Raw genomic sequence first — 24,486 nt, forward strand, 5'->3', positions numbered from 1 at the left:
ACGGCGCGAATTCACTTCGCGCCGCTGGAGTTCAGTACCGGCCCCACACGAACCGCGACGACAGTGCGAAATTCCACACCGCGCTGACCAGGATACCGGCCAGCGCCGACACGATCCACGTATCCGACCGAGCGTCGTAGAGAAACGCCGCCACGCCGACGTTCGCCACCGCGCCGACCGAACAGACCGCGCAGAATGACACCCAACCGTCGATCAGCGCGCGCGTCCCCTTCAACCGCGCATCGCGATAGGTCAGCGCGTTGTTGACGAAGAAGTTGAACGTCATCGCGATCGCGGTCGCGGCGATGGTCGATTTGATGAAGCCGATCGCCAACGTCTTGAACATCAGGCCGAGCACCAGGAAGTGCACCAGCGCTCCGACCGCACCGATCGCGGAGAACATCGCGAACCGCACCGGAATGAACCGGCCCATGATGCGATCGTACAGTGCAATGAGGAACTCCATCGCGACGACGTGATCGAGCTTGGACTCGCCCTCGGTCCGCAACCGAAAGGTGTAGGGCAGTTCCTTGAACTTCAGCGGGCGCGGCGCCGTCGTCATGATGTCGAGCAGGATCTTGAACCCGATCGCCGACAGATGCGGCGTGATTTCACGCACCATCGCCGTCCGCGCCATGAAGAACCCGCTCATCGGATCGCCGAGATCAGCCTTGAGCACGCGGCGCGACAGCCTGGTGGCGAACGCCGATTTGGCGACGCGGTCCTTGTCCCACTCGCCGGTCCCGCCGCCTTCGACGAAACGAGAGCCGACGACGAGGTCGAGCGCCGGATCGGCCTGAAGTGCGCGGACCATGCCGGGCAGGATCGTCTCGTCGTGCTGCAAATCGCCGTCGATCACCGCGACCAAAGGCGCGGCGGTCGCGCACATCCCTTCGATCGTCGCCGAACTCAGCCCCCGCCGCCCGATCCGCTGGATCACCCGCACCCGCCGATCGCGCATGCCGAGGTCGCGCGCCGCGTCCGCAGTCCCATCGGGGCTGTCGTCGTCGACGAAGATCGCTTCCCACGAGAGCCCGGACAGCGCCGCGTCGAGCTTCTCGATCAGCAGCGGCACGTTCTTACGCTCGTTGAACGTCGGGATGACGACCGCGAGGTCGAGGGCTTCGGTCATAGGTGCGCGAGAATCGCGTCGCCCATCGCGTTTGTCGAGAGGCTTCCGCCCAGATCGGGCGTCCGCGCCCCGCCCGCGATCGCCTGCGCCACAGCGCCCTCGATCCGCATCGCCGCTTCCATCATGTTCAGCGAGTGTCGCAGCATCATCGCCGCGGACAGGATCGCCGCGCACGGATTGGCCTTGCCCTGCCCCGCAATATCGGGCGCCGAGCCGTGGATCGGCTCGTACAGGCCGAGCGTGTCGCGCCAGCTCGACAGGGTCGCTGACGGCAGCATGCCGATCGATCCGACGCACATGCTTGCCTCGTCGGACAGGATGTCGCCGAACATGTTGCCGGTCAGGATCACGTCGAACTGGCCGGGGTTGCGCACCATCTGCATCGCCGCATTGTCGACGTACATGTGCGTCAGTTCGACGTCGTCGTAATCCCCCGACACTTCGTTGACGACGTCGCGCCACAGCTGCGATGTTTCGAGCACGTTGGCCTTGTCGATCGAGCACAATTTCCGCTTGCGGCGGCGCGCGATGCCGAACGCGACGTGCGCGATGCGCGCCACTTCGGTCTCGTCATATTTCATCAGGTCGAAGCCTTCGCGCACGCCGCCCAGGCCGGTGCGATGCCCCTTCTCGCCGAAATAGATGTCGCCGTTGGATTCGCGGACGATGATCATGTCGATCGCGCGCGCGATGTCCGGCTTGAGCGGCGACGCGTCTTCCAGGCCAGGGGTCAGCGTCGCCGGGCGAAGATTGGCGTACAGTCCGAGTTCGCGGCGCAGACCCAGGATCGCAGCTTCAGGCCGCAAGCGGCGTTCGAGCGCATCGAATTGCGGATCGCCCACCGCACCGAACAGGATCGCGTCGGCGCGCTTAGCGAGTGCCAGCGTGTCGGGCGGCAACGGCTGGCCTTGCGCCAGATACGCCGCGCCGCCGACCGGCGCTTCCTCGAACGTCAGGTCGAGCGCCAGCGCGTCGAGCACGCGGCGTGCTTCGGCGACGACTTCGGGTCCGATCCCGTCCCCGGGCAGCAAGGCGATCAATGACAAGCGGGTTTCCCTTCTCGCCTCGCCTTTGCCGAGCCTTGGCGCGTCACGCAACCGCACGCTTGAGCCGGTCGATCAGTCGCGCGCGCGCCGTCAGCGCCTCCGCGCGGCGATCGGTCAGCAGATGCGCTTCGATCTCACCCCCGGTGAGCGCGAGGCCGACCAGGATGTCGGGCCAGCCGCTGTCGCCCGTTACCGCAGGAGCCTCGTCCAGCCCGTAACCGAGTTCGGCGAGGAGCAGATCCTCGTACCGCACCAATGCCACCGCCCAGCCCCGCGCGGCCGGCGCCGCCTCGATCGCGCCGATCATCCCGTCGAGCGCGGCGTAGAGGCGCGGATAGGGCTGGTTCTCCGGCAGCGCGACCGCGGTCAGCGCCGTGACCCATTCGAGCGCCGCGGCTGCCAGCGGCTCGCCGTAAAGGGGTGCGCGGCTATGGACGAGTTCGACGGTCAGCCCGGCGAGCTGGTCCTCGGTCCGCGCGCGCCATTCGCCCATCACGAGGTTGGCGGGTTGCAGGATCGGCCGGATCGTCCGCGACCGGCCCCCACGGACATAGCCCGCGACCATCCCGGCTTCCTGGGTCAGCGACCGCACGATCGCACCATGCTCGCCATGCTGGCGAACGCCGAGGATCAGGGCTTGCGCGCGGAGGTGCATGGCGACGGTCTAGGCGCGGCGAACCTTCTTGGCCACGTCCTGCAAGCCGAGCCACGCGACTGCGCTCTTCGCGAGCGCCATGCTTCCGTCGAACCCGGCCAGCGCCGCAATCGTTGCGCGGTTGGCGAGCGTCGGGCGTAGCAACAGCACGTCACAACACTGCACGCCGCCCGTCGCGAACTGGCGTTTGTGCTGACCGTCACCCTCGGTGAAATCGAACCGCGCGACGCCCGGATCGGCGGCCAAGTCGCGCAACGCCTCGACCTGGAGCACGGCGCCTACAGATAGATCGTTGAATTCGGGATCGTGGCCGACGAATTCGTAGATCGCGGTGCCGCTGTGGATCGGACAGTAGAGATACGCCGCCGGAGCATCCCCGACGAATAGCAGCCAGGCTCGCACGTTGCCCTCAGCCGCCATCGCATACATGCGCTGCGTGAAATCGGGCGTATCTGGGAGCCCCGCGCCCATCAGCCGCTCCTGATAGGTGCCGAGCGCCAGTCGTCGGGCGATGCCGTGGAATTCGGCGAGTTGTTCGGGCGTGGCATAGCGCCGCACGTCGAGTTGTCCGCCCGAAGCCTGCGCGACCTTCTTGCCCTTGCGCTTGATCGCCGATCGCGTGTTGCCGGACAGTTGCTCGAGATACGCGTCGAATCCGGTCGTCAGGTCGGCATACCGGCGCGTGTAACGTTGCCGTTCGAATGCAATCATCGCGCCGGCGGTTTTGCCGAGCGCATCGCTCAGCCGTTCTGGCAGCGAAGTAACGAGATACCCATCGGCGGCGGGGCTGAGCGCCGGGAAGGCCGGCAATCGTCCCTCGATCGCCGCGTCGAGATCGAGCGGTACGCGAACGAGATTGCGGCGGATCGACGCCAGCGTCCGCGCCCCGACCTGGAACTTCAGCGGCAAGGGACGGGCCCCAGGAACATTTGGCGTCACGCCGCGCGTTCCTCGACCAGGTTCGACCACAACTGCTCGGCCTGCCGCCAGCGCGTGCGGAGGCGATTGGGACCGAGCGGGGCCGCCTCGCTTTCGCAGGAGAAGGAAGGAAGGTCGCGAAACTGCGTAGTCGGCAACGTCTCGCGCGCGTCCGCCAGCATACCGCACAGCGCCTCGAACCGCCCGACATGCACGCCATTGGCCCGCGTCCCTGCGCGATTGGCGAGTTCGAAGCTGTGTCCGACGATCGTCACCGCTTCGTGACCCGCGCTCACCGCGTGATCGAGCGCGGCGCGCATTTCCCCCTGCGACAGCGCACAAATCTGGAACTGCCGCAACGACCCCGGCACGTCCTCGATCAGCGTTACCGGCACTTCGACGACGCCTTTGTGCTCCACCGGCGCGATCTGACGCGGCGGCAGGCCGATCGCGCTCGGCCACGGCGCGTCGGCGCCGTTGTGGCTGCTGTCATAGGCGAAACCGAGCTCGGCCAGCGCGATCAGTGTGTCGTCGTTCGCGGCATAGCTGCCCGCGCGGAACGCAATCGGATCCGGCGCCCCGCATGCTTTCAGCAGATCGCGCGCGCCCGCGATCAACGCCCGCTGTTCGTCCAGGCTGTAGTCGATCAGCTCGAACCGCGCGTGCCGCGCGACGTCGTCCGTGCGCGCGCCGGCCCAATTGGGATGGAGATGCAGCTGCACCTCCTGCCCCGCCGCGACGATCGCTTCGACCACCGGCCGGATCGCGTCGAGCCCGAACACCATCGTCGGCATCGGATCGACGAAGAACGTCGCCTTGAGCCCGTGCCGCGCGAGCGTCGCGAGTTGGTACGCGATGCCGACCCCGGCAGGCTCCAGCGACCGCTCAACCTGATCGGTCAACGGCAGGCCGGCCGAATGGTGGCGCCACATCAACTCGGTATCGATCGTCAGGAACACGGCGGTCATGGGCCGACGCCTAGCCGGTCGGGGTGAAGATTTTGCCAATCGCGCCCTTGTTTGCCGCGGCGCGACCGACCACCTCGGCACGCGTCAAGCGAGGAGAGAGCGATGCGTGTTTTTGTGACGGGTGCCAGCGGGTTCGTCGGCCAGGCGGTGGTGCGCGAATTGCTCGACAACGGGCATCAGGTGCTCGGTCTCGCACGGAGCGATGCGTCGGCGACGGCGCTGACCGAGGCGGGCGCGGACGTCCATCGCGGCGACCTGACCGATATCGACAGTCTGCTTGCCGGCACGGCGGCGGCGGACGGCGTCATCCACCTCGCTTTCATTCACGACTTCTCGAAGTTTCAGTCGAACATCGAGACCGACAACGCCGCGGTGAAGGCGATGATCGCCTCGCTCGCCGGATCTGACAAACCGTTCATCGGCACCTCGGGCACGTTGATGCTCGCGCCCGGCCGGCTCGCGACCGAGCGCGACGCCGCCGGATCGCACGGCGGCGGGGTGACGCGCGGCGATACCGAGAAGGTTGTGACCGGCGCAGAGGGCGTACGCGGTGGCGTGGTGCGACTGTCGCCCAGCGTCCACGATGCGGGCGATCATGGCTTCATCCCGATGCTGATCGGCATGGCGCGCGAGAAGGGCTATGCCGCCTATGTCGGCGACGGCGCCAATCGCTGGTCGGCGGTGCACCGCGCGGACGCGGGACGGCTCTATCGGCTCGCCATCGAGCAGGCGCAGGCCGGCGCGACGTGGCACGGCGTCGGCGAGGAAGGCGTCGCAATGCGCGACATCGCGGCGGTGATCGGCGAGGGGCTCGGCGTGCCAGTGCGCAGCATCGCGCAGGAGGAAGCGCCCGGCTATTTCGGCTGGATGGCCGGGTTCGCCGGGTCGGACAATCCGACGTCCAACGCGATCACCCGCGAAACGTTAGGCTGGGAACCGCGTGGGATCGGGCTGCTCGACGACATACGGGCGAACTACTTTTAATAAGATCCGTCGCCCCGGCGCAGGCCGGGGCCTCTGACGACGGCGCGATACGGCCAGCGGCCCCGGCCTGCGCCGGGGCGACGATTACCTATCGCGAGTGGTAGAAGTCGTAGACCTGCTGCGCGACCGCCGCACTGACGCCGGGCGCCTTCTGCAGATCCTCCAGGCTGGCCCCGCGCACCGACCGCGCGGTGCCGAAATGCATCAATAGCGCCTTTTTTCGCGCCGGGCCGATTCCCGGCACCTCGTCGAGCGGGCTCGCGCCGATCGCCTTGGCGCGCTTGTCGCGATGCGCGCCGATCGCGAAGCGGTGGACCTCGTCGCGTAGTCGCTGGAGGTAGAACAGGACGGGAGAATTCTGCGGCAGCATGCGCTCCTGCCCATTGAGCAGGTGAAAGACCTCGCGCCCCTCGCGGCCGTGGAACGCTCCCTTGGCGACGCCGACCAGGCAGATGTCCTCGACACCTAGTTCCTCCAACACCGTCCGGGCGGCGTTGAGTTGCGGCTTGCCGCCGTCGATCAAGACAAGGTCGGGCCAGGTGCCGGCGTCACGATCCGGTGCCTCCTCCAGCTGGCGCGCGAAGCGGCGGCGGAATACCTCGCGCATCATGCCGACGTCGCTGTCGGTCGCCGCCTCGTTCCCCTTGATGTTCCACTTGCGATACTGGCCCTTACGGAAACCCTCCGGCCCCGCGACGACCATCGCGCCGAGCGCGTTGGTCCCCTGGATGTGGCTGTTGTCATAAACCTCGATGCGGTCCGGCGGCTCGGAAAGGTCGAACAGATCGGCAACTTCGCGCAGCAGTTTCGCCTGAGTCGTCGATTCCGCCAGCCGCCGGTCGAGCGCCTCGACCGCGTTGCGCTTGGCCTGTTCCATCAGCCGCCGCCGGTCGCCGCGTTGCGGCACCGACAGCGCGACCTTGTAGCCGTTGCGCTCGGCCAGCGCCTCGCTCAGCAACGCCCCCTCCTCCAACTCGCGGTCGAGCAGGATCGTCCGCGCCGGCGGCACCTCCTCGTAGAATTGCGTCAGGAACTGCGTGAGCACCTCGTCTTCGGGAACGTCCGTCGTGTGCGCGGGAAAGAAGCTGCGATGGCCCCAATTCTGCCCGCCGCGGATGAAGAAGGCCTGGATCCCCATCGTGCCGTCCTTGCACGCCAGCGCGAACACGTCGGCATCGCCCACACCCTCGGCGTTGATCGCCTGCGTCCCCTGGATGAAGGTCAGCGCCTTCAGCCGGTCGCGCAGCACCGCGGCCAGCTCGAAATCCATATTGTCCGCCGCGGCCGACATTTGCGCACCGAGCTTGGTCTGCACCTTGGTCGACTTGCCGCCCAGGAAGTCCTTCGCATCGCCGACCAGCTCGGCATAATCCTCACGGCTGATGCGATCGACGCACGGCGCCGAGCACCGCTTGATCTGGTAGAGCAGGCACGGTCGATCGCGCGTCTTGAAGAAGCCGTCGGTGCAGCTTCGCAGCAGGAACAGTTTCTGCAGCGCGTTGAGCGTGTTGTTGACGCTGCCCGCGCTCGCGAACGGCCCGTAATAATTGCCCTTCGCCCGCCGCGCCCCGCGATGCTTTTGGACCCGCGGGAAGTCGTGGTCGGCGCGCAGCAGGATGAATGGGAAGCTTTTGTCGTCGCGCAGCAGCACGTTGTAGGCAGGGCGGAACCGCTTGATCAGCTGCGCCTCCAGCAGCAGTGCCTCAGCCTCGTTGTTGGTCGTGACGATCGTCATCGACCGCGTCTGCGCGACCATCCGCTGGAGGCGTTTGGGGAGGCGGTCGACCTGGGTGTAGTTGGTCACGCGATTCTTGAGCGCCCGTGCCTTCCCGACATACAGCACGTCGCCGCGCGCATCCTGCATGCGATAGACGCCCGGCCGGATGGGCAACGTTTTCAGCACGTTGCGGATCGCCGCGACACCGGCGGCGAGATCGGGCGCATTCCCTTCGCCGCGAACGGCGAAGGCCGCCTTTTCTTCGTTGAATCTATTGGGGGAGTTCGGGTCGGACATGCCCGACGAATCTAGGGACTCGCCGGGCGTATCGCCAGATTTACTTGATCGCGGCGAGGTCGGCAGCGACCTTGGCCAGCACGGCGTCGGTCAGCTTGTCCGGCGCGAAGCCCTTGACCTGGTTCAGGCTCATCGACTTGAACTGGTCGTAGGACGGGTTGGCGGTGACGTCGCCGGCCAGATCCGCGGTCAACACATCCTTGCCCTTGGGATCGGCTACGATCGTCTCGATCGGCGTGTCGAGGTTGAGGCGCGCGGCGGCGACAGGGGCCGGTGCCGTCGTCGGTGCGGGGGCAGGCGCCGGCGCAGTCTGCGCGAGCGCGGGCGTGGCGGCAAACATGGCGGCGGCGAATAGATATTTCATGCAGGAACCCTCTCGAATGGGATGCACTGCTTGGCGGGACTTTACGGTTGAATCAAGCCGGCGCGATCAGGCGCGGTGTTCGTCCCAGCGATCGAACTCGTAGGCGATCGATCCCTCTACCAATCGCTCCCAGATGTCGCCGACGACCTCCGGCGGTACGCCGATGCGTGCGGCCTCGGCCTTGGCATTGGCGATGACGGCGGCCTTGCGGTCCTCGTCGCGCACAGCGCCGCGATCCGCCTTGATCCGCGCCGCGGCGGTCATGAAGCGGAAACGGATTGCGAGCATCTCCACGATCTGCACGTCGAGCGCGTCTATCCCGGCGCGCACTTCGGCCATCGATTGGCAGTCTTCGGGAGCGATCATTTTACTTCCACCGTTCGCCCTGAGCCTGTCGTAGGGCGTGACCTCAACACGTGCTTCGACAAGCTCAGCACGAACGGAGGAACTAGTTCAGCCGGCCCAGCCCGGCGATCGCCTTGTCGACCAGCGGCTTGTCGGCACCGGCGCCATGCGTGTCGGCGATGATCGACGCGGCGGCGCGGGTCGCGGCGTCGGCGGCCTTGGCGCGGACTTCGGCGAGGGCGGTACGTTCGGCGGCGGCGATCTTGTCCTCGGCCATCTGACCGCGACGCGCGACGAGGTCGGCGGCGTCGGTCTGTGCTTTGGCGATCAGCGCCTTGGCTTCCTGTTCGGCATGCTCGACGATCGCCTTGGCGTCGCCGGCGCTCGCGGCGTCACGCTTCTTGGCCTCGGCCAGCAGCCCCTCGGCCTCGGCACGCAATGCGGCGGCCTCGTCCAGTTGCTGGCGGATCGTCGCGATCTTGCCGTCGAGCATCCGCCCGATCAGCGCCGGCACCTTCGCGAACAGCATGATGCCGATCACCACCAGCATCGCCAACGCCACCCAAGCGGGTGCGGTCAGCCCGAGCGCGGTCGGCTCGGCATGCAGTTCGGTCGTGCCGGTTACCGCGGTGAGCGTGTTGCCCTCAGCCATTGGTCAGTTCCGCCTTCACGCGTGCCGCCACCGTGGCGCGGTCGGGAGTCGATCCCGACAGCTTGCCGACGATCGCCTCGACCGCATCGACGGTCGTGCTTTCGATGTCCGCCAGGGCCTTGTCCTTGGCCTTGCCGATCCGAGCGGTGGCTTCCGCCAGCGCCGCTTCCTGATCGGCATTGCCCGCCTTGACCTTGGTCTCGGTCGATGCCGCGGCCTTTGCCTTGGCGTCGGCGACCAGTTTAAGGGCCGAGCCCCGCGCCGCGTCGAGGCTGGCATTGTAGCCCTCCTCTGACGCGTGCGCGGTGTCGCGCGCTGCTTGTGCCGCCGCCAGGTCGGCCGCGATGCGGGCGTTACGATCGTCGATCGTCCGCTCGATCTTCGGCACCATCGCCCGGCCGATCCCGAAATAGACGGCCGCAAACACGATCGCGAGCCAGAATAGCTGCGAGGCGTAGATGGACGCTGCTTGGGATATCTGAGGCATCGGAAGCGCTCGCTTCTAGTGGCTTACTTGACGACGAACAGGATGAGGATCGCGACGACGAACGCGATCAGGCCCAGAAGTTCGGCGGCGGCGAAGCCGATGAACAGGCGGCCCTGCTGACCGTCGGCGGCCGACGGATTGCGCAGCGCGCCCTCGAGGAACGAGCCGAAGACGTTGCCCACGCCGATGGCGGCCATGCCGACGCCGATCGCGGCGAGACCGGCACCCAGGTACATTGCAGAAGTATGGTCCATGATAAGCTCCTTAGAAATTCAGTGGGTTGTTGCGTGACTTAGTGCAGATGCACCGCGTCGTGGAGGTAAAGCGAGGTGAGCAGCGCGAACACGTACGCCTGGATCGCGCAGACCAGCAGTTCGAGCGCGCTGACGCCGATGATCATCGCGAAGCTGCAGAACCAGACGAGGAAGCCGACGGGACTGCCGTCAAAACCTGCATTGAGACCTTGCACCGCAAAGCTGCCGAATACTTCGAGCAGAATGTGCCCAGCGGTCATCGCGACGAACAGTCGCAGACCCAGCGAGAACGGACGCACCAGGAACGAGATCAATTCGACCGGCACGATCACGATCAGCAGCGGCCACGGCGCGCCGTGCGGCACGAACAGCGAGAAGAACTTCAGGCCATGCTTCCAGAAGCCGACCAGCAGCACGATCCCGAACGAGAAGAACGCCAGCACCGCGGTCACTGTGATGTGACTGGTCACCGCAAAGGTATGCAGACCGGGCAGGATCGCCAGCGGAAGAATGCCGACCAAGTTCGCGAACAGGATGAAGAAGAACAGCGAGAAGATATACGGCGCGAACTTCTTGCCGCCCGATCCGATGTTCACGTTGACCATCGAATCGATGAACGACACCGCGCCTTCCGCCGCCGCCTGCCAGCGGCCGGGGATCAGCTGACGCTTCATCCCGCCTGCCATGAAACCGGCGAGCAGCACGAACACGACGACCATGAACAGCGCCGAGTTGGTGAACGAGACGTCGTAGCCGAACAGCTTCAAATCGACCAAATGGCCGACTTCGAACTGTTCCATCGGGTTGATGTCGCCGGCCATTACTCGGCACGCTCCTTCGAAATGCGGAAGATGTTGCGGAACGCGACGACGACGCCGAGCACGATTCCGACGATCAGCCCCCAATGGGTGCCGGTAAACCAATGATCGATCGCCCAGCCGAGCACGCCGCCGCCGAGCGGGGCGCCGATCAGCTCCATCAGCACGCGCGAGCCCTGGCCATAGCCCTTGCCCGGGCCGCCCGCCGGTATGCCACCCGTCCGCGCCTCTTCGACGGCGCGCGCATTCGCGATCCGGCGGTCAAGGTCATCGTTCTGGCGGGTATCGGCCAACGCGTTCAAAGTCCTGATAAAGAAACGCCGCCACGCTTTGGCAAGCGGGCGACGGCCATTAACGAATGGGCGGGCAGCGGAAAGGCCGCAGCCCCCGTTTGCTAGGCGCGCGTTTAGAAAACGGGTCTGCCCGAGTCAACCGTTGTGGGCGTCGCCGATTGCGCGGGCTGGTCCATGCCGATAACGCTGACGCCATGAGCGACGGGGGAGCGACAATCATGGCCATCGCGCGCGGCTGCGCGAGCGGTTGTTCGCCGATGCCGACGGGCTACTCGATCACGAACTCGTCGAATACCTGCTGGCCGTCGCCATTCCGCGTCGCGACACCAAACCGCTGGCCAAGGCGCTGCTCAAGGAATTCGGCGGGATCGGCGGGTTGCTGACGGCGTCGCCCGAAGCGATCGCGCAGGTGAAGGGCATGGGCGACACGTCGGTCGCCGCGATCAAGATCGCGCACGCCGCCGCGCTCCGCCTGCTGCGCGCGGAGGTCGCGGCAAAGCCGGTGCTCGCGAACTGGCAGGCACTGCTCGATTATCTGCGTGCCGACATGGCGCATCACGGCAACGAACGCGTCCGCGTGCTTCACCTCAACACGCGCAACATGCTGATCCGCGACGAATTGATGAGCGAAGGATCGATCGACGAAGCGCCGGTCTATGTCCGCGAAGTCATCCGCCGCGCGATGGAGCTGAAGTCCGCGGCGATCATCCTGGTCCACAACCACCCCTCGGGCGACCCCGCGCCAAGCCGCGCCGATATCGACCTGACACGGTCGGTGATCGAAGCCGGCAAGAAGCTGGGCATCACGGTGCATGACCATATCATCATCGGCACCAAGGGTTTCACCAGCCTGAAGGGCCAGGGGCTGATCTGAAGAACGCGCGAAGGCCGCCGCGCCAAAGGGGAAAGCGCGGCGGCCCCTGCGTGGGCGCCATAGGTCACGGCGCCGAACGAAAGCCCGTTACTTGGCCGGCTTGGGCGGCGCCGGTTCGGCGGGCGCTGGAGCTGGTGCGGGAGCCGGCGCGGGTGCCGCCGATGGGGCGGGAGCCGGGGCTGGCGCGGGAGCCGGTGCGGGTTCGGCCGCCGGCGGAGCTGCCGGTGCCGGGGCGGGCTCAGGCGCAGGCGCCGCGGCCGGCGCATTCTTCTGGCCCTGTACCAGATAATTGGTCAGCTCGTCCTTCGACACGCTCTTCGACTTGTCGGTGTCGGCGGTCGCGAACGCACCGGCGACGTACGTCTTGTTCGCCGCGTCGTCCTTCAGATTGGGATTCGACGCCTTGCGCAGCGCGAACATCCACGCGCTGAATTCCACCTTGCTCAGCTTGCCGTCGCCGTTCTTGTCGTAGCTCGGGAATTCCTTGTTCACTACATCGGCGACCTGCGCACCGGGGTCGGCCGGCGCGGTAGCCGTGGCGGGTGCCGCCGGCGCCGGATCGGCCGCCGGTGCGGCGGGCGCGGCTGCAGGCGGCGCAGCAGGGGCTGGCGCCGCCGTCATCGGCGCAGCCGGCGCGGGCGCCGGGGTCGCCGGCGCAGCGGGTGCGGGCGGCGTGGCTGGCGCAGTCTGCGCAAATGCAGGCACGGCAATCAACATGGCACTACTCAACAGCACGTGTTTCAACACGATCTCTCTCCTTGTTTTTCAGGTCGTCCGGATTCCGCGGCGTACCGGTCGGCGCACCGCTCGAATGGCTCGATAAAAGAACGGCCGACAGTCGATATGGGTCCGAAATAAGTTCGTCATGACGTCATTTCGTCGCCGCTCGGGCTCGTTTCGTCGCGCATGCGTGCCGATCGTGCGACGACTCGGCGGCGATTTTCGGGAACCGTCGCCCTTTCGCCACAAGCGTGGGGCGCGGCGCCGATTGAAGCGTACCGACCGCCTTGCTATCGGCCCCGTCATTCCCCGCCAGTCCTGAAAGGCCGCCAATGGTCCCGCGCTATTCCCGTCCCGAGATGACCGCGATCTGGACGCCCGAAGCGCGCTTCCGGATCTGGTTCGAGATCGAGGCCCATGCGACCGATGCGCTGGCCGATCTCGGCGTGGTGCCGAAAGGAGCCGCCGCCTCGCTCTGGAAATGGTGGAACACCAACCCGACGATCGACGTCGCCGCGATCGACGCGATCGAGGCGGTGACCAAGCACGACGTCATCGCGTTCCTGACTTGGGTCGCGGAGAATGTCGGCGACGATGCACGCTTCATGCATCAGGGGATGACGTCGAGCGACGTGCTCGACACGTGCCTGGCCGTCCAGTTGCGCGACGCTGCCGACATCCTGATCGCCGATCTCGATGCGCTACTCGCGGTGCTCAAGCGGCGGGCCGAGGAGCACAAGCTCACCCCGACGATCGGCCGCAGCCACGGCATCCACGCGGAGCCGGTGACCTTCGGGCTCAAACTCGCGCAAGCCTATGCCGAATTCGACCGCAACCGCGCGCGGCTGGTCGCGGCGCGCGCCGACATCGCAACCTGCGCGATTTCGGGCGCGGTCGGCACCTTCGCCAACATCGACCCGCGCGTCGAAGCGCATGTCGCCGAGAAGCTTGGTCTGACGGTCGAGCCCGTCTCGACCCAGGTCATCCCGCGCGACCGCCATGCGATGTTCTTCGCGACGCTGGGCGTCATCGCCGGGTCGATCGAACGCCTCGCGACCGAAATCCGCCACCTCCAGCGCACCGAAGTGCTCGAAGCGGAGGAATATTTCTCGCCCGGGCAAAAGGGCTCGTCGGCGATGCCGCACAAGCGCAACCCGGTGCTGACCGAAAACCTGACCGGTCTGGCGCGGATGGTGCGCGGCTACGTCACCCCGGCGCTCGAGAACGTGGCGTTATGGCACGAGCGCGACATCAGTCATTCGTCGGTGGAGCGCTATATCGGCCCCGACGCGACGATCACGCTCGATTTCGCGCTGGGCCGGCTGACCGGCGTCATCGACAAACTGCTTATCTATCCAAAACGGATGGCCAAAAATCTCAACAAGATGGGCGGACTCGTCAATTCGCAACGCGTCCTGCTTGCGCTGACCCAAGCCGGCGTCAGCCGCGAAGATTCCTATCGTCTGGTTCAGCGCAACGCGATGAAAGTGTGGGAATCGGACGGGCAATTGTCGCTGCTCGACTTGCTCAAGGCCGATCCCGAAGTCACCGCCGCGCTGTCGCCCGCCGAGATCGAGGAGAAATTCGATCTCGATTACCATTTGAAGCATGTCGATACGATCTTCGCGCGCGTCTTCGGCGGCTGACCTTTTCACCCGCGACCATAGTTACTTGAATCTTCGCTAGATTCATTACGATTCCGGTGCGGCCAACCGGTTATCGCCTGCGGTAGGGCCATAGCGGACGGAATGGCGAAGGGATTCGCGATCCCGTACGTAAAGGCCTCGACACGCGGGGGAGCGCGCCGTGGATACATTGCTTTTCGACACGTCGGGCGCGGGGCTCGACGATGATCACCTTCAGGACGACGTGATCCCGGTCGCCGATCGGCTACAGACCGTTACGGTGCTGGCGTCGGCGCTAGCACTCGCCGCGTGCGGCGACGGCGGCGGCGGCTCGACCGGAAGCGCTGGAACGCCGACACCGCCACCGGTCGTCGTCACGCCGCTTACCGAATCCCAGGCCAGCCGCTTCCTCGGCCAAGCGACGATGGGCGCGACCCGGACGACGATCGACGGCCTGATCTCGCGCGGAATCGACGGCTGGCTGACCGATCAGTTCGCGATGGCGCGCGCGACGACGCATTACGACTGGCTGGTCGCCAACGGCTACAACGCCGCCGCCAACATCAACAGCCAGAACGGTTTCGACACGACGATGTGGCGCCAGCTGATCGTCGAGCCCGACCAGCTGCGCCAGCGCGTCGGCATGGCGTTGCTCGACATGCTCGTCGTCGGGATCGGCGGCGTGAACACCAGCTGGGTGCAGTTTTCGACCGCCGCCTATGTCGACGTGCTGCTCAACAACGCGTTCGGCAATTTCCGCGACATCATGGACGGTATCACGACCAACGTCGCGATGGGATCGTTCCTGACCTTCCTCGGCAACCGCAAGGCCAACACGGCGAGCGGGTCGGAGCCCGACGAGAATTACGCGCGCGAGCTGATGCAGCTGTTCACGATCGGGCTCTACCAGCTCAACATGGACGGCACGTTGGTCCAGTCGGGCGGCAATCCGGTCGAGACGTACAAGCCCGCCGACGTCAGCGGGCTGGCCCGCGTGTTCACCGGGCTCAACTATTCGAGTTCCGACAACACGACGCCCGACCGAATGAAGGCGCCGATGACGATGCAGGCGTCGATCAACGAGACCGGTACCGCCAGCTTCCTCGGCACCAGCACATCGGGCGGGGGGATGGCGGCGATCAAGGTCGCGCTCGACACGATTTTCGCGCACGCCAACGTGCCGCCGTTCGTGTCGAAGCAGCTGATCCAACGGCTCGTCACCAGCAACCCCTCGCCGGCTTATGTCGGCCGCGTGTCGGCGGCGTTTGCGAATAACGGTGCGGGTGTGCGCGGCGACATGAAGGCGGTGATCAAGGCGATCCTGACCGACAGCGAAGCGCGCGACGACACCGCGCTGACCGCGGCCAATGCCGGCAAGATTCGCGAGCCGATCATGCGGCTGACCGGCTGGGCGCGCGCGTTCGGGGTCAATTCGCCGGCCAATACCTGGCCGTTCGGCGACACCAGCAGCACATCGACCCGGATCGGGCAATCACCCGGCCGGAGCCCTAGCGTCTTCAACTTCTTCCGCCCCGGTTACTCGCCGCCCGCGACAGCGATCTCGGCGGCCGGGCTGGTCGCGCCCGAATTCCAGATCACCAACGAACAGTCGGTGGTCGCGTACATCAACTATTTTCAGAGCATCGTCGCCAACGGTGCGGGCGACGCCAAGCCCGACTATACGACGATCCTGACCAAGGCGTCGGACAGCGCCGCCTTGGTGGCCGAGGTCAACACAGTGCTTGCCGCGGGCCAGCTGAGCACCGCAACCCAAGCGTCGATCAAGACGGCGGTCGACAGCATTTCCGCCACCGCCACCAACGGCCCGATCAACCGCGTGGGCGTCGCCATCCTGCTGACGCTGGCGTCCCCCGATTTCCTGACGGTGAAGTGACATGAGCTGTTTCGAACACGATCAGTCGCGCCGCGCTTTCCTGAAGCGTGGTGCCGCGCTCGGCCTCGCCGGCGTCGCGACGCCCTTCGTCACCAGCCTCGCCGCGATCGGCGAAGCGGCGGCCGCGGTCACGGCCGACTATAAGGCGCTGGTCTGCGTCTTCCTGTACGGCGGCAACGACTACGCCAACACGCTGCCGCCCTATGATCAGGCAAGCTACAATCTCTACCAAGCAGCGCGGTCGAACATCGCGCTCGACCGTGCGACGCTGGCGGCAACGTTGCTGAACCCCGCGACCGCGCTACCGGGCGGGCGGCAATATGCGCTCGCCCCGACGATGGCCTCGCTGATGCCGTTGTTCAATGCCGGCAAGCTGGCGGTGGCACTCAACGTCGGCACGCTCGTTCAGCCGACGACTAAAGCGCAATATAACGCCAATTCGGTCAAGCTGCCGCCCAAATTGTTCAGTCACAACGACCAGCAGAGCTATTTCCAGGCGTCGAACCCCGAAGGCGCGACGACGGGCTGGGGCGGACGCATCGGCGACCTGTTCCAGTCGGGCAACGGCTCGTCGACGCTGACGTGCATCAACACCAGCGGCAACGCGGTGTACCTCACCGGCAGCAGCGCGGTGCAATACGCCGTCGGCACCGGCGGCCCGATCGCGTTGATCAACAACAGCAACACGCTCTACAGCTCGGCGACGGCGATGAGCACGCTCAAGTCGATGATCACGGGCCCGTCGACCAACATCCTGGCCAACGAACACGCCAAGGTGACCAAGCGCGCGCTCGACACGTACACGCAGCTGAGCGGCGCGCTGACGAGCGCCCCCGCGGCCAACTTCCCGCTCTTCCCGACCGGCAACAGCCTGGCCGATCAGCTCAAGATGGTCGCGCGGATGATTTCGGTGTCGTCCGAACTCGGCGCCAAGCGTCAGGTGTTCTTCGTGTCATTGGGCGGCTTCGACATGCACGACTTCCTCGTGCGCGATCACGGACCCCTGATGGGCCGCGTCGCGGATGCGATGAAGGCATTTTACGACACCACCGCCGCGCTGGGCGTCGCCGACAAGGTCACGACGTTCACTGCGAGCGATTTCGGCCGCACGCTGCAATCGAACGACGACGGCTCCGACCATGGCTGGGGCAGCATGCACTTCGTGATGGGCGGTGCGGTCAACGGCCAGAAATTCTATGGCACGCCGCCCGCCGTGGGCAACGGCACGCCGGACGATGTCGGTCAGGGGCGGCTGCTACCGACGATCTCGGTCGATCAATATGCCGCGACGCTAGCGAGCTGGTTCGGTGTGACCAGCGGCCAGATGACGACGGTGCTGCCGAACATGGGCAACTACAATCCTTCGACATGGAATCTCGGGTTCGTCTGAGAGAGGCCGTGGTAAATTAACCACATCGTGCCGCAATCTTGTCACACAGATGCAAATGCTGCATCTGCGAAGCCTTGAAATAATATTGCGTAGTTGAGCAATAAATTCCAAATAACTCCTCGCCGGACCTAACCGGCAAAGGAGAAGCAACCATGCGCTACATGGAAATGCTCGCCGGTACGCTCGTGACCGTCGGCACCCTGGCGCTGGTGGCGGGGATCATCTCCCTCTAACCAGCGGCCCCACCGCTCCGGTGAAATCCCGGAGCGGACAGGGCAGCCCGCTTCAGCCGCCGACCGCTTTCTTGACCTTCTGGAAAAAGCCCTGCGATTGCGGGCATTCGTCGCCCGTTTCGGTGCAGCGAAATTCCTCGAGCAATTCGCGCTGCTTCGCCGTCAGTTTCGTCGGCGTCTCGACCGCGATGCGGACGACCAAGTCGCCGCGGCCCTTGCCCTGCAGCACGGGCATACCGGCACCGCGCTGACGCACCTCTCTGCCCGACTGGACGCCGGCGGGAATCTTGATTTCGTGGCGTTCGCCGTCCGGGCCGGGGATCGTGATCGCCCCGCCTAGTGCCGCCGTCGTGAAGCTGATCGGCGCGTTCGCGAACAACGTCGTGCCCTCGCGCTGGAAGATGGCGTGGCGCTTCACGTGCAGGAAAATGTAGAGGTCGCCAGCCGGTGCGCCGCGCGGCCCAGCCTCACCCTCGCCGGTCAACCGGACCCGCGTGCCTTCGTCGACACCGGCCGGGATGTTGACGGTCAGCGTCTTGGTCTTTTCGACGCGACCCTCGCCACGGCACGATTTGCAGGGATCGGCAATCACTTCGCCCGCGCCATGGCACGACGGACAGGTGCGCTCGACCACGAAGAAGCCCTGCTGCGCGCGGACCTTGCCATGGCCCGCGCAGGTGCCGCAGGTCTTGGCGCTGGTGCCCGGCTTGGCGCCCGATCCGTGGCACGCGTCGCACATGCCGGCGACATCGACGGTGATCTCCTCCGCCTTGCCGTGGAAGGCGTCCTCCAGCGTGATTTCCATGTCGTAACGCAGATCGGCGCCGCGCTGGGGTCCGCGCTGGCCACCGCCGCGGCCGCCCATGAACTCGCCGAACACGCTTTCGAAAATATCGGAGAAACCGCCGAAATCCTGGCCGCCGCCGAATCCGCCAGGCCCGCCCTGCTGGAACGCGGCGTGACCGAAGCGATCGTAGGCGGCGCGCTTCTGCGGATCCTTCAGACAGTCATAGGCTTCGCTGACCGCCTTGAACTTGGCTTCGTTGTCTTTGCACCCGGCGTTGCGATCCGGATGGAATTTCATCGCTAGCTTGCGATACGACGCCTTGATCGTCGCGTCGTCGGCGGTCCGCTCGACCTCCAGCAGCTCGTAATAATCGACTTCGGTACTCATCGCAGGCCCCCGCCCCCGTCACGCCGCCCGATGTGACAAGGGCGGGTGTGACGGGGGGTACGCATTACATCAAGCCTTGGTGTCGTCGACTTCGGAGAATTCCGCATCGACCACATCTTCGCCACCGGCTTCGCTGCCGGCTGCTGCACCGTCGGCCGCGGGCGAGGCTTCCTCGGCCGCCTGCTTCTCGTAGATCGCCTGGCCGAGCTTCATCGCGACCTGCGCCAGCGCCGAGGCCTTTTCCTTCATCGCTTCGGGATCGCCACCCTCGACCGCGGTCTTGGTCTCGGCGATCGCCGCCTCGATCTCACCCTTCAGCGACGCATCGACCTTGTCACCATTGTCGGCGAGCTGGCGCTCCGTCGTATGGATCAGGCTTTCCGCGTTGTTCTTGGCTTCGGCCGCGTCACGACGCTTCTTGTCGTCCTCGGCGAATGCTTCCGCATCGCGCACCATCTGTTCGATGTCCGAATCCGACAGACCGCCCGAGGCCTGAATGCGGATCTGCTGCTCCTTGCCGGTGCCCTTGTCCTTGGCGGACACGTTGACCAGGCCGTTCGCGTCGATGTCGAACGTAACCTCGATCTGCGGCACGCCGCGCGACGCGGGCGGGATGCCGACCAAGTCGAACTGACCCAGCAGCTTGTTGTCCGCCGCCATTTCGCGCTCGCCCTGGAACACGCGGATCGTCACCGCCTGCTGATTGTCGTCAGCGGTCGAGTAGGTCTGCGCCTTCTTGGTCGGGATCGTCGTGTTGCGGTCGATCATGCGGGTGAACACGCCGCCCAGCGTCTCGATGCCGAGCGACAGCGGCGTTACGTCGAGCAGCAGCACGTCCTTGACGTCGCCCTGCAGCACGCCGGCCTGGATCGCGGCGCCCATCGCGACGACTTCGTCCGGGTTGACGCCGGTGTGCGGCTCCTTGCCGAAGAAGTCCTTCACGATTTCACGCACGCGCGGCATGCGCGTCATGCCGCCGACCAACACGACCTCGCTGATGTCGCTCGCCTTGACGCCGGCATCGGCCAACGCCTTCTTGCAGGGATCGAGCGTGCGCTTGATCAGATCCTCGACCAACTTTTCCAGGTCGGCGCGGGTGATCGTCTTCACCAGATGCTTCGGCCCGTTGGCATCGGCGGTGATGAAGGGCAGGTTGACCTCAGTCGATGCCGCCGACGACAACTCGATCTTCGCCTTTTCCGCGGCTTCCTTCAGCCGCTGCAGCGCGAGCTTGTCCTTGGTCAGGTCGATGCCTTCGGCCTTCTTGAAGTCTTCGGCCAGGAAGTTGAGCAGCTTGTTGTCGAAATCCTCGCCGCCCAGGAAGGTGTCGCCGTTGGTGGCCTTCACCTCGAACACGCCGTCGCCGATCTCGAGGACGGAGATATCGAACGTGCCGCCGCCGAGGTCATAGACCGCGATCGTCTTGCCGTCCTGCTTCTCCAGCCCATAAGCGAGCGCGGCCGCGGTCGGCTCGTTGATGATGCGCAGCACTTCCAGACCCGCAATCTGGCCGGCATCCTTGGTCGCCTGGCGCTGCGCGTCGTTGAAGTAAGCGGGAACGGTGATCACCGCCTGCGTCACGGTCTCGCCGAGATACGATTCGGCGGTTTCCTTCATCTTCTGGAGGATGAAGGCCGAAATCTGCGACGGCGAATAGTCGGTGCCGCCGGCCTTGACCCAAGCGTCGCCATTGCCACCCTTGACGATGGCGTACGGAACCAGCTCGGTGTCCTTCTTGGTGATCGGGTCGTCGAAACGGCGGCCGATCAAGCGCTTCACCGCAAACACGGTCGAGTCGGGATTGGTCACCGCCTGGCGCTTGGCCGGCTGGCCGATCAGCCGCTCGCCGTCCTTGGCGAAGGCGACGATCGACGGCGTGGTGCGCGCGCCTTCCGCATTCTCGATCACCTTGGGCTTGCCGCCCTCCATGACAGCAACGCAGCTGTTGGTCGTGCCGAGATCGATACCGATTACTTTTGCCATTGGTCCTCTGTGGCCCCTCAAAACGAAATAAAAACCCTGCCCGCATCCCTCACGAGAGGCGATGCGAGCGCCTATCAGGGGGCGATATAGGGGGGCTTTCGCTTGCCGCAAGGATTCGGCCACCCTAGGGTTTTCGCGGATTTTCCCAGAGTGGGCCAAGGGGGTTAAAGCGTTGCAGATGAAGACCGGACTGCTCGTCCCCGTACTCGTCGTGCTGACGGCGTGTCAGCAGCAGGCGGCGCCGTCGGTCGACAAGCCCTGGGTTCGGCTGAGCGCGGTTCCCGGCAACCCGTCGGCCGCCTATTTCACGCTGAAAGGCGGCGCGCGGGACGAGACGCTGGTCGCGGTCGAGGCGCCCGGTGCGCAGCGCGCGGAGATGCACGAAAGTGTGGGCAACAACGGCATGACGTCGATGGCGCCGATCAAGCTCGTCGCGGTGCGTGCGGGCGATACCGTCACCTTCGCGCCCGGCGGCAAGCATGTCATGCTGTTCGGCGTGAAGCCGCAGGTGCAACCCGGCACGACGACGCTGCTGAGCTTTACCTTCGCCAATGGCCCGAAGGTCGTCGTTCATGCCCGCGTCGTCGGCGCAGGCGATCCGGCTCCGGGCGATTGAGCGACGCCCGCCCCTTGACGCCCGGCGAGATCGACATGGCGCGGTCGATGTTCGGCGACGCGATCGACTATGCGCCGGTTCGCATCGTGCTCGGCAAATGGGCGTTCTTCCAACCGCGCGACGTCGTGATGAGCCCGCGCGGGCGAATTCATTTCCATCCCCACGGCACCGCCTATTGCGACGATTTCAGTCATGCCGGGATCAACGCGCAAGGCCTGTTCGTCCACGAGATGACGCATATCTGGCAGCATCAATCAGGCATCTTCCTGCCGCTCAAGCGCGTCCCCTGGGCGCGCTACGATTATGCGGTGAAGCCAGGTTGGACCCTGAAGAAATACGGCCTCGAACAGCAGGCCGAGATCGTCCGCCATGCTTTCCTGATCGGCTTGGGCGCGTCGTTCGCCGGCGCCCCGCCGCTGTCGCAATTGCGGACCATCCTGCCTTTCCAGCCGCCGCACCGGCACGATCCGGGGGTGGCGTAGCGCTTCGTCCATCGCTAGGGACTGGTTTCACAGGAAACTAAATCCGCGGGGACCGAACGCACATGCCTATCCACGATCTGGCCCATTACGGCCTGTCGGCCGATCGCGGCTATCTGGCGCAGACCGAGATTGACGACGTGACGCTGCCGGACGATTTCACGGAGGTCGAAGAGGCTGCGGCGACGCTCTCCGAACTACTGACCACCGGTCGTGTGCGGCATTTCCTCGCCGCCCTGCCGATCCCCGACATCGACGGTTTTTTGGCAAGCGCATCCGAAGCCGAGATCGGCGTCGCGATGGTGCGCTATTCGTTCCTGGCGCAGGCCTATGTCTGGGGCGAGCCCACGCCCCCCGATTACCTGCCCGTCACCATCGCCGATCCGCTGGTCAAGCTCAGCGACCATATCGGCTTCCCGCCGGTGATGAACTATGCCGGCTACGTCCTCGATAACTGGTATCGCGTCGACAAAGCGGGCGGCGTCACGCTCGACAATATCGCGATGGATCAGAACTTCTTCGGTGGGCAGGACGAGAATTGGTTCGTCCTCGTCCATGTCGCGATCGAGGCGGTCGCGGGTCGCGCGCTCGACCTTGCGGTCAAGTTGGTCCGTGCGTCGGACGCCGGCGATGCGGCCGCGGTGGAGACGATGCTGGTCGAGATGAACCAGGTGTGGGATGAAGCCAACGCGATCTTCGATCGCATGATCGAGAAGTGCGACCCGTATATCTATTACAACCGCGTCCGCCCCTACATCCATGGCTGGAAGAACAACCCGGCAATGCCCGAGGGCCTGGTGTATGAAGGCGTCGAGAAGTTCGCCGGCAAGCCGCAGCCGTTCCGCGGCCAGACCGGATCGCAGAGCTCGATCGTCCCGGCGATGGATGCGCTTTTCCAGGTCGTCCACACCAACGACGAACTGCGCGAGTTCCTGGCGGATCTGCACCAATACCGTCCGCGCACGCACCGCACCTTCATCGAGGATCTGCAGGCGTCGAGCCGGTTGCGGGACTTCGCGGTGGGCCAGTCGCAGAGCCTGAAGGACGCGTTCAACGCCTGCGTCGAACAGGTCGCCCGCTTCCGCACCCGCCACCTGGAATACGCGGCCAGCTACATCAACAAACAGGCGAGCTCGGGCGCCGGCAACGACCCCGACGTCGGCACCGGCGGCACGCCGTTCATGAAATACCTGAAAAAGCACCGCGACGAGAACCGCGCGCAGACGATCTGATGGACGTCGCCCCGGCGAAGGCCGGGGCCGCTGGCGGTACGGCACCGACGCTCGCAATCCCGGCACGCGCCGGGATGACGATGACTTAAAGCTTCGACAGATCGCCCGGTTTGGTCTTGTCGAGCTTCTTCGTCGCCTTGGGCATCGGATATTTGAGCCCGGTCGCGCAGTTGAACAGCACGACCTCGTCGTCTTCGTCGATCAGCCCGTCGATCAACGCCTGGCGATAGGCGGCCAGCGTTGCGCCACCTTCGGGACAGAGCAGCAAGCCGTCCTTCTTCACGCAATCCTCGGCCGCCTTGACGATCGCGGGATCGCCGATCGCCAATGCTCGTCCCCCGCTCTCGCGCACCGCGCGCAGGATCAGGAAGTCGCCGATCGCCTTGGGCACGCGAATGCCCGCGGCGACGGTATGCGCATCCTCCCAGCGCTCGGCATGTTCCTCGCCCGCCTCGAACGCGCGGACGATCGGGGCACAGCCGCTCGCTTGGACCGCGAACATCTTGGGCCGCTCGGGCCCGATCCAGCCCAGCGCCTCCATCTCGGCGAACGCCTTCCACATGCCGATCAGGCCGGTGCCGCCGCCGGTGGGATAAAAGATCGCCTTGGGCAGCCGCCAGCCGAACTGGGCGGCGAGTTCCAGCCCCATCGTCTTCTTGCCCTCGATCCGGTACGGCTCCTTGAGCGTCGAGAAATCGAACCAGCGCCCCTCCGCCGCGCCCTTGGCGACGATCGCGCCGCATTCGTCGATCAGGCCGTTGACGCGGTACACCCGCCCACCCTGCAACGCGATTTCGCGCACGTTGATTTCTGGCGTGTCGTCGGGACATAATACGATCGTCTCGATCCCCGCGCGGCTGGCATAGGCGGCGAGCGCCGCGCCGGCATTGCCGTTGGTCGGCATCGCGATCCGCGTGACGCCGAGCTCCTTGGCCATCGCGACAGCCATGACGAGCCCGCGCGCCTTGAACGATCCGGTCGGCAGCCGTCCCTCGTCCTTAACCAGTACATTGGGCGAGCCGCTCGATTTCGGGATCGGCACCAGCGGCGTCTCGATCTCGCCCAGGCTGACGACATTCTCGGTCCGCCGCACCGGCAGCAATTCGCGCCACCGCCACAGATCGGTCGCCCGCGCCTCGACCATCGCGCGCGGCAGGAATCCGCGAACCGCGCCCAGATCGTAGCGCACCAGCAACGGCTTACCCGCGGCGGATAGGTTGTGGAGTTGGTCCGCCTCGTACCGCTGGCCGGTCAGCGAGCATTCGAGATGGGTGACGAAGGTCGGGCGGTCGGCGCTGAGATTCGAGTTCATGGTGCGGCTCTAACGCGCCACAAA

25 protein-coding genes are annotated in these 24,486 nt (G+C 65.7%); 8 read left to right on the forward strand and 17 right to left on the reverse strand.

What is annotated here, in order from left to right:
* Window positions 1-31: 31 nt before the first annotated feature.
* From FPZ24_RS13215 to FPZ24_RS13235, 5 genes are read right to left on the reverse strand one after another with little or no spacing between them, the layout of a single operon-like run.
* On the reverse strand, window positions 32-1,132 hold the full coding sequence (locus FPZ24_RS13215) for a glycosyltransferase (RefSeq protein ID WP_146572729.1): 1,101 nt from the start codon (window positions 1,130-1,132) through the stop codon (window positions 32-34).
* On the reverse strand, window positions 1,129-2,178 hold the full coding sequence (leuB, locus tag FPZ24_RS13220; RefSeq protein WP_146572731.1) for a 3-isopropylmalate dehydrogenase: 1,050 nt from the start codon (window positions 2,176-2,178) through the stop codon (window positions 1,129-1,131). Before leuB ends, FPZ24_RS13215 begins: the two co-directional genes overlap by 4 nt.
* A gap of 43 nt (window positions 2,179-2,221) precedes the next feature.
* On the reverse strand, window positions 2,222-2,833 hold the full coding sequence (gene recO, locus FPZ24_RS13225; RefSeq protein ID WP_146572733.1) for a DNA repair protein RecO: 612 nt from the start codon (window positions 2,831-2,833) through the stop codon (window positions 2,222-2,224).
* 9 nt (window positions 2,834-2,842) lie between these two features.
* Window positions 2,843-3,742 (reverse strand): GNAT family N-acetyltransferase, encoded by a 900-nt coding sequence (locus FPZ24_RS13230; protein ID WP_240047466.1) that lies wholly within the window; start codon window positions 3,740-3,742, stop codon window positions 2,843-2,845.
* Between the two features lie 26 nt (window positions 3,743-3,768).
* Window positions 3,769-4,719, reverse strand: a complete 951-nt coding sequence (locus tag FPZ24_RS13235) for a polysaccharide deacetylase family protein (RefSeq protein ID WP_186728857.1) — start codon at window positions 4,717-4,719, stop codon at window positions 3,769-3,771.
* A gap of 102 nt (window positions 4,720-4,821) precedes the next feature.
* On the opposite strand from FPZ24_RS13235, the gene FPZ24_RS13240 reads away from it, so the two are divergent.
* On the forward strand, window positions 4,822-5,703 hold the full coding sequence (locus FPZ24_RS13240; protein ID WP_146572737.1) for an SDR family oxidoreductase: 882 nt from the start codon (window positions 4,822-4,824) through the stop codon (window positions 5,701-5,703).
* Between the two features lie 88 nt (window positions 5,704-5,791).
* On the opposite strand, the gene uvrC is transcribed toward FPZ24_RS13240, so the two are convergent.
* From uvrC to FPZ24_RS13280, 8 genes are all read right to left on the reverse strand, one after another.
* On the reverse strand, window positions 5,792-7,717 hold the full coding sequence (gene uvrC, locus FPZ24_RS13245) for an excinuclease ABC subunit UvrC (RefSeq protein ID WP_146572739.1): 1,926 nt from the start codon (window positions 7,715-7,717) through the stop codon (window positions 5,792-5,794).
* A 40-nt stretch (window positions 7,718-7,757) separates the two neighbouring features.
* Window positions 7,758-8,081, reverse strand: coding sequence for a hypothetical protein (locus tag FPZ24_RS13250; RefSeq protein ID WP_146572741.1), 324 nt, complete (start codon window positions 8,079-8,081; stop codon window positions 7,758-7,760).
* A gap of 66 nt (window positions 8,082-8,147) precedes the next feature.
* Window positions 8,148-8,447, reverse strand: coding sequence for a chorismate mutase (locus FPZ24_RS13255; protein WP_186728859.1), 300 nt, complete (start codon window positions 8,445-8,447; stop codon window positions 8,148-8,150).
* Window positions 8,448-8,529: 82 nt separating this feature from the next.
* On the reverse strand, window positions 8,530-9,078 hold the full coding sequence (locus tag FPZ24_RS13260) for a F0F1 ATP synthase subunit B family protein (protein ID WP_146572743.1): 549 nt from the start codon (window positions 9,076-9,078) through the stop codon (window positions 8,530-8,532).
* Window positions 9,071-9,565 (reverse strand): F0F1 ATP synthase subunit B family protein, encoded by a 495-nt coding sequence (locus FPZ24_RS13265; RefSeq protein WP_146572745.1) that lies wholly within the window; start codon window positions 9,563-9,565, stop codon window positions 9,071-9,073. Before FPZ24_RS13265 ends, FPZ24_RS13260 begins: the two co-directional genes overlap by 8 nt.
* Before the next feature lie 23 nt (window positions 9,566-9,588).
* Window positions 9,589-9,801, reverse strand: a complete 213-nt coding sequence (locus FPZ24_RS13270; protein WP_420853401.1) for a F0F1 ATP synthase subunit C — start codon at window positions 9,799-9,801, stop codon at window positions 9,589-9,591.
* 56 nt (window positions 9,802-9,857) lie between these two features.
* Window positions 9,858-10,640, reverse strand: a complete 783-nt coding sequence (locus FPZ24_RS13275) for a F0F1 ATP synthase subunit A (protein WP_146572749.1) — start codon at window positions 10,638-10,640, stop codon at window positions 9,858-9,860.
* Window positions 10,640-10,930 carry an AtpZ/AtpI family protein gene (locus tag FPZ24_RS13280; protein ID WP_146572751.1) on the reverse strand — a complete coding sequence of 97 codons (291 nt, stop codon included), beginning with the start codon at window positions 10,928-10,930 and terminating at the stop codon, window positions 10,640-10,642. Before FPZ24_RS13280 ends, FPZ24_RS13275 begins: the two co-directional genes overlap by 1 nt.
* 247 nt (window positions 10,931-11,177) lie before the next feature.
* Here FPZ24_RS13280 and radC point away from each other — a divergent pair, with 247 nt between their 5' ends.
* Window positions 11,178-11,804 (forward strand): RadC family protein, encoded by a 627-nt coding sequence (gene radC / locus FPZ24_RS13285; protein ID WP_240047467.1) that lies wholly within the window; start codon window positions 11,178-11,180, stop codon window positions 11,802-11,804.
* Between the two features lie 87 nt (window positions 11,805-11,891).
* Here the strand turns inward: radC and FPZ24_RS13295 are convergent, their stop codons facing one another.
* Window positions 11,892-12,551, reverse strand: coding sequence for an EF-hand domain-containing protein (locus FPZ24_RS13295; protein WP_338061654.1), 660 nt, complete (start codon window positions 12,549-12,551; stop codon window positions 11,892-11,894).
* Window positions 12,552-12,856: 305 nt separating this feature from the next.
* On the opposite strand from FPZ24_RS13295, the gene purB reads away from it, so the two are divergent.
* The 3 genes from purB to FPZ24_RS13310 all read left to right on the forward strand — a co-directional run bounded on the left by purB (window position 12,857) and on the right by FPZ24_RS13310 (window position 17,433).
* Window positions 12,857-14,170: an adenylosuccinate lyase gene (gene purB, locus FPZ24_RS13300; protein WP_146572755.1), complete on the forward strand. Its 1,314-nt coding sequence runs from the start codon at window positions 12,857-12,859 to the stop codon at window positions 14,168-14,170.
* A 160-nt stretch (window positions 14,171-14,330) separates the two neighbouring features.
* Window positions 14,331-16,043, forward strand: coding sequence for a DUF1800 domain-containing protein (locus FPZ24_RS13305; protein WP_146572757.1), 1,713 nt, complete (start codon window positions 14,331-14,333; stop codon window positions 16,041-16,043).
* 1 nt (window position 16,044) lies between these two features.
* Complete coding sequence (locus FPZ24_RS13310) at window positions 16,045-17,433, forward strand: DUF1501 domain-containing protein (protein ID WP_146572760.1); 1,389 nt, start codon at window positions 16,045-16,047, stop codon at window positions 17,431-17,433.
* A 285-nt stretch (window positions 17,434-17,718) separates the two neighbouring features.
* On the opposite strand, the gene dnaJ is transcribed toward FPZ24_RS13310, so the two are convergent.
* Both dnaJ and dnaK read right to left on the reverse strand, forming a co-directional pair.
* The gene (dnaJ, locus tag FPZ24_RS13315; protein ID WP_146572762.1) at window positions 17,719-18,840 is read right to left on the reverse strand and encodes a molecular chaperone DnaJ; all 1,122 of its coding nucleotides are present in this window, start codon (window positions 18,838-18,840) and stop codon (window positions 17,719-17,721) included.
* Between the two features lie 69 nt (window positions 18,841-18,909).
* Window positions 18,910-20,823, reverse strand: a complete 1,914-nt coding sequence (gene dnaK / locus FPZ24_RS13320; protein ID WP_146572764.1) for a molecular chaperone DnaK — start codon at window positions 20,821-20,823, stop codon at window positions 18,910-18,912.
* A 178-nt stretch (window positions 20,824-21,001) separates the two neighbouring features.
* Here dnaK and FPZ24_RS13325 point away from each other — a divergent pair, with 178 nt between their 5' ends.
* The 3 genes from FPZ24_RS13325 to FPZ24_RS13335 all read left to right on the forward strand — a co-directional run bounded on the left by FPZ24_RS13325 (window position 21,002) and on the right by FPZ24_RS13335 (window position 23,150).
* Window positions 21,002-21,439: a copper chaperone PCu(A)C gene (locus FPZ24_RS13325; protein WP_146572766.1), complete on the forward strand. Its 438-nt coding sequence runs from the start codon at window positions 21,002-21,004 to the stop codon at window positions 21,437-21,439.
* Window positions 21,440-21,474: 35 nt separating this feature from the next.
* Window positions 21,475-21,921 carry a vgr related protein gene (locus FPZ24_RS13330; protein WP_146574529.1) on the forward strand — a complete coding sequence of 149 codons (447 nt, stop codon included), beginning with the start codon at window positions 21,475-21,477 and terminating at the stop codon, window positions 21,919-21,921.
* 62 nt (window positions 21,922-21,983) lie between these two features.
* A complete protein-coding gene (locus FPZ24_RS13335) occupies window positions 21,984-23,150 on the forward strand; it encodes a PrnB family protein (protein WP_146572768.1) in 1,167 nt (388 codons plus the stop codon).
* Window positions 23,151-23,235: 85 nt separating this feature from the next.
* On the opposite strand, the gene FPZ24_RS13340 is transcribed toward FPZ24_RS13335, so the two are convergent.
* Window positions 23,236-24,462, reverse strand: a complete 1,227-nt coding sequence (locus FPZ24_RS13340; protein WP_146572770.1) for a threonine synthase — start codon at window positions 24,460-24,462, stop codon at window positions 23,236-23,238.
* Between the last annotated feature and the right edge of the window lie 24 nt (window positions 24,463-24,486).

This window comes from Sphingomonas panacisoli (genome assembly GCF_007859635.1).
GTDB lineage: Bacteria > Pseudomonadota > Alphaproteobacteria > Sphingomonadales > Sphingomonadaceae > Sphingomonas > Sphingomonas panacisoli.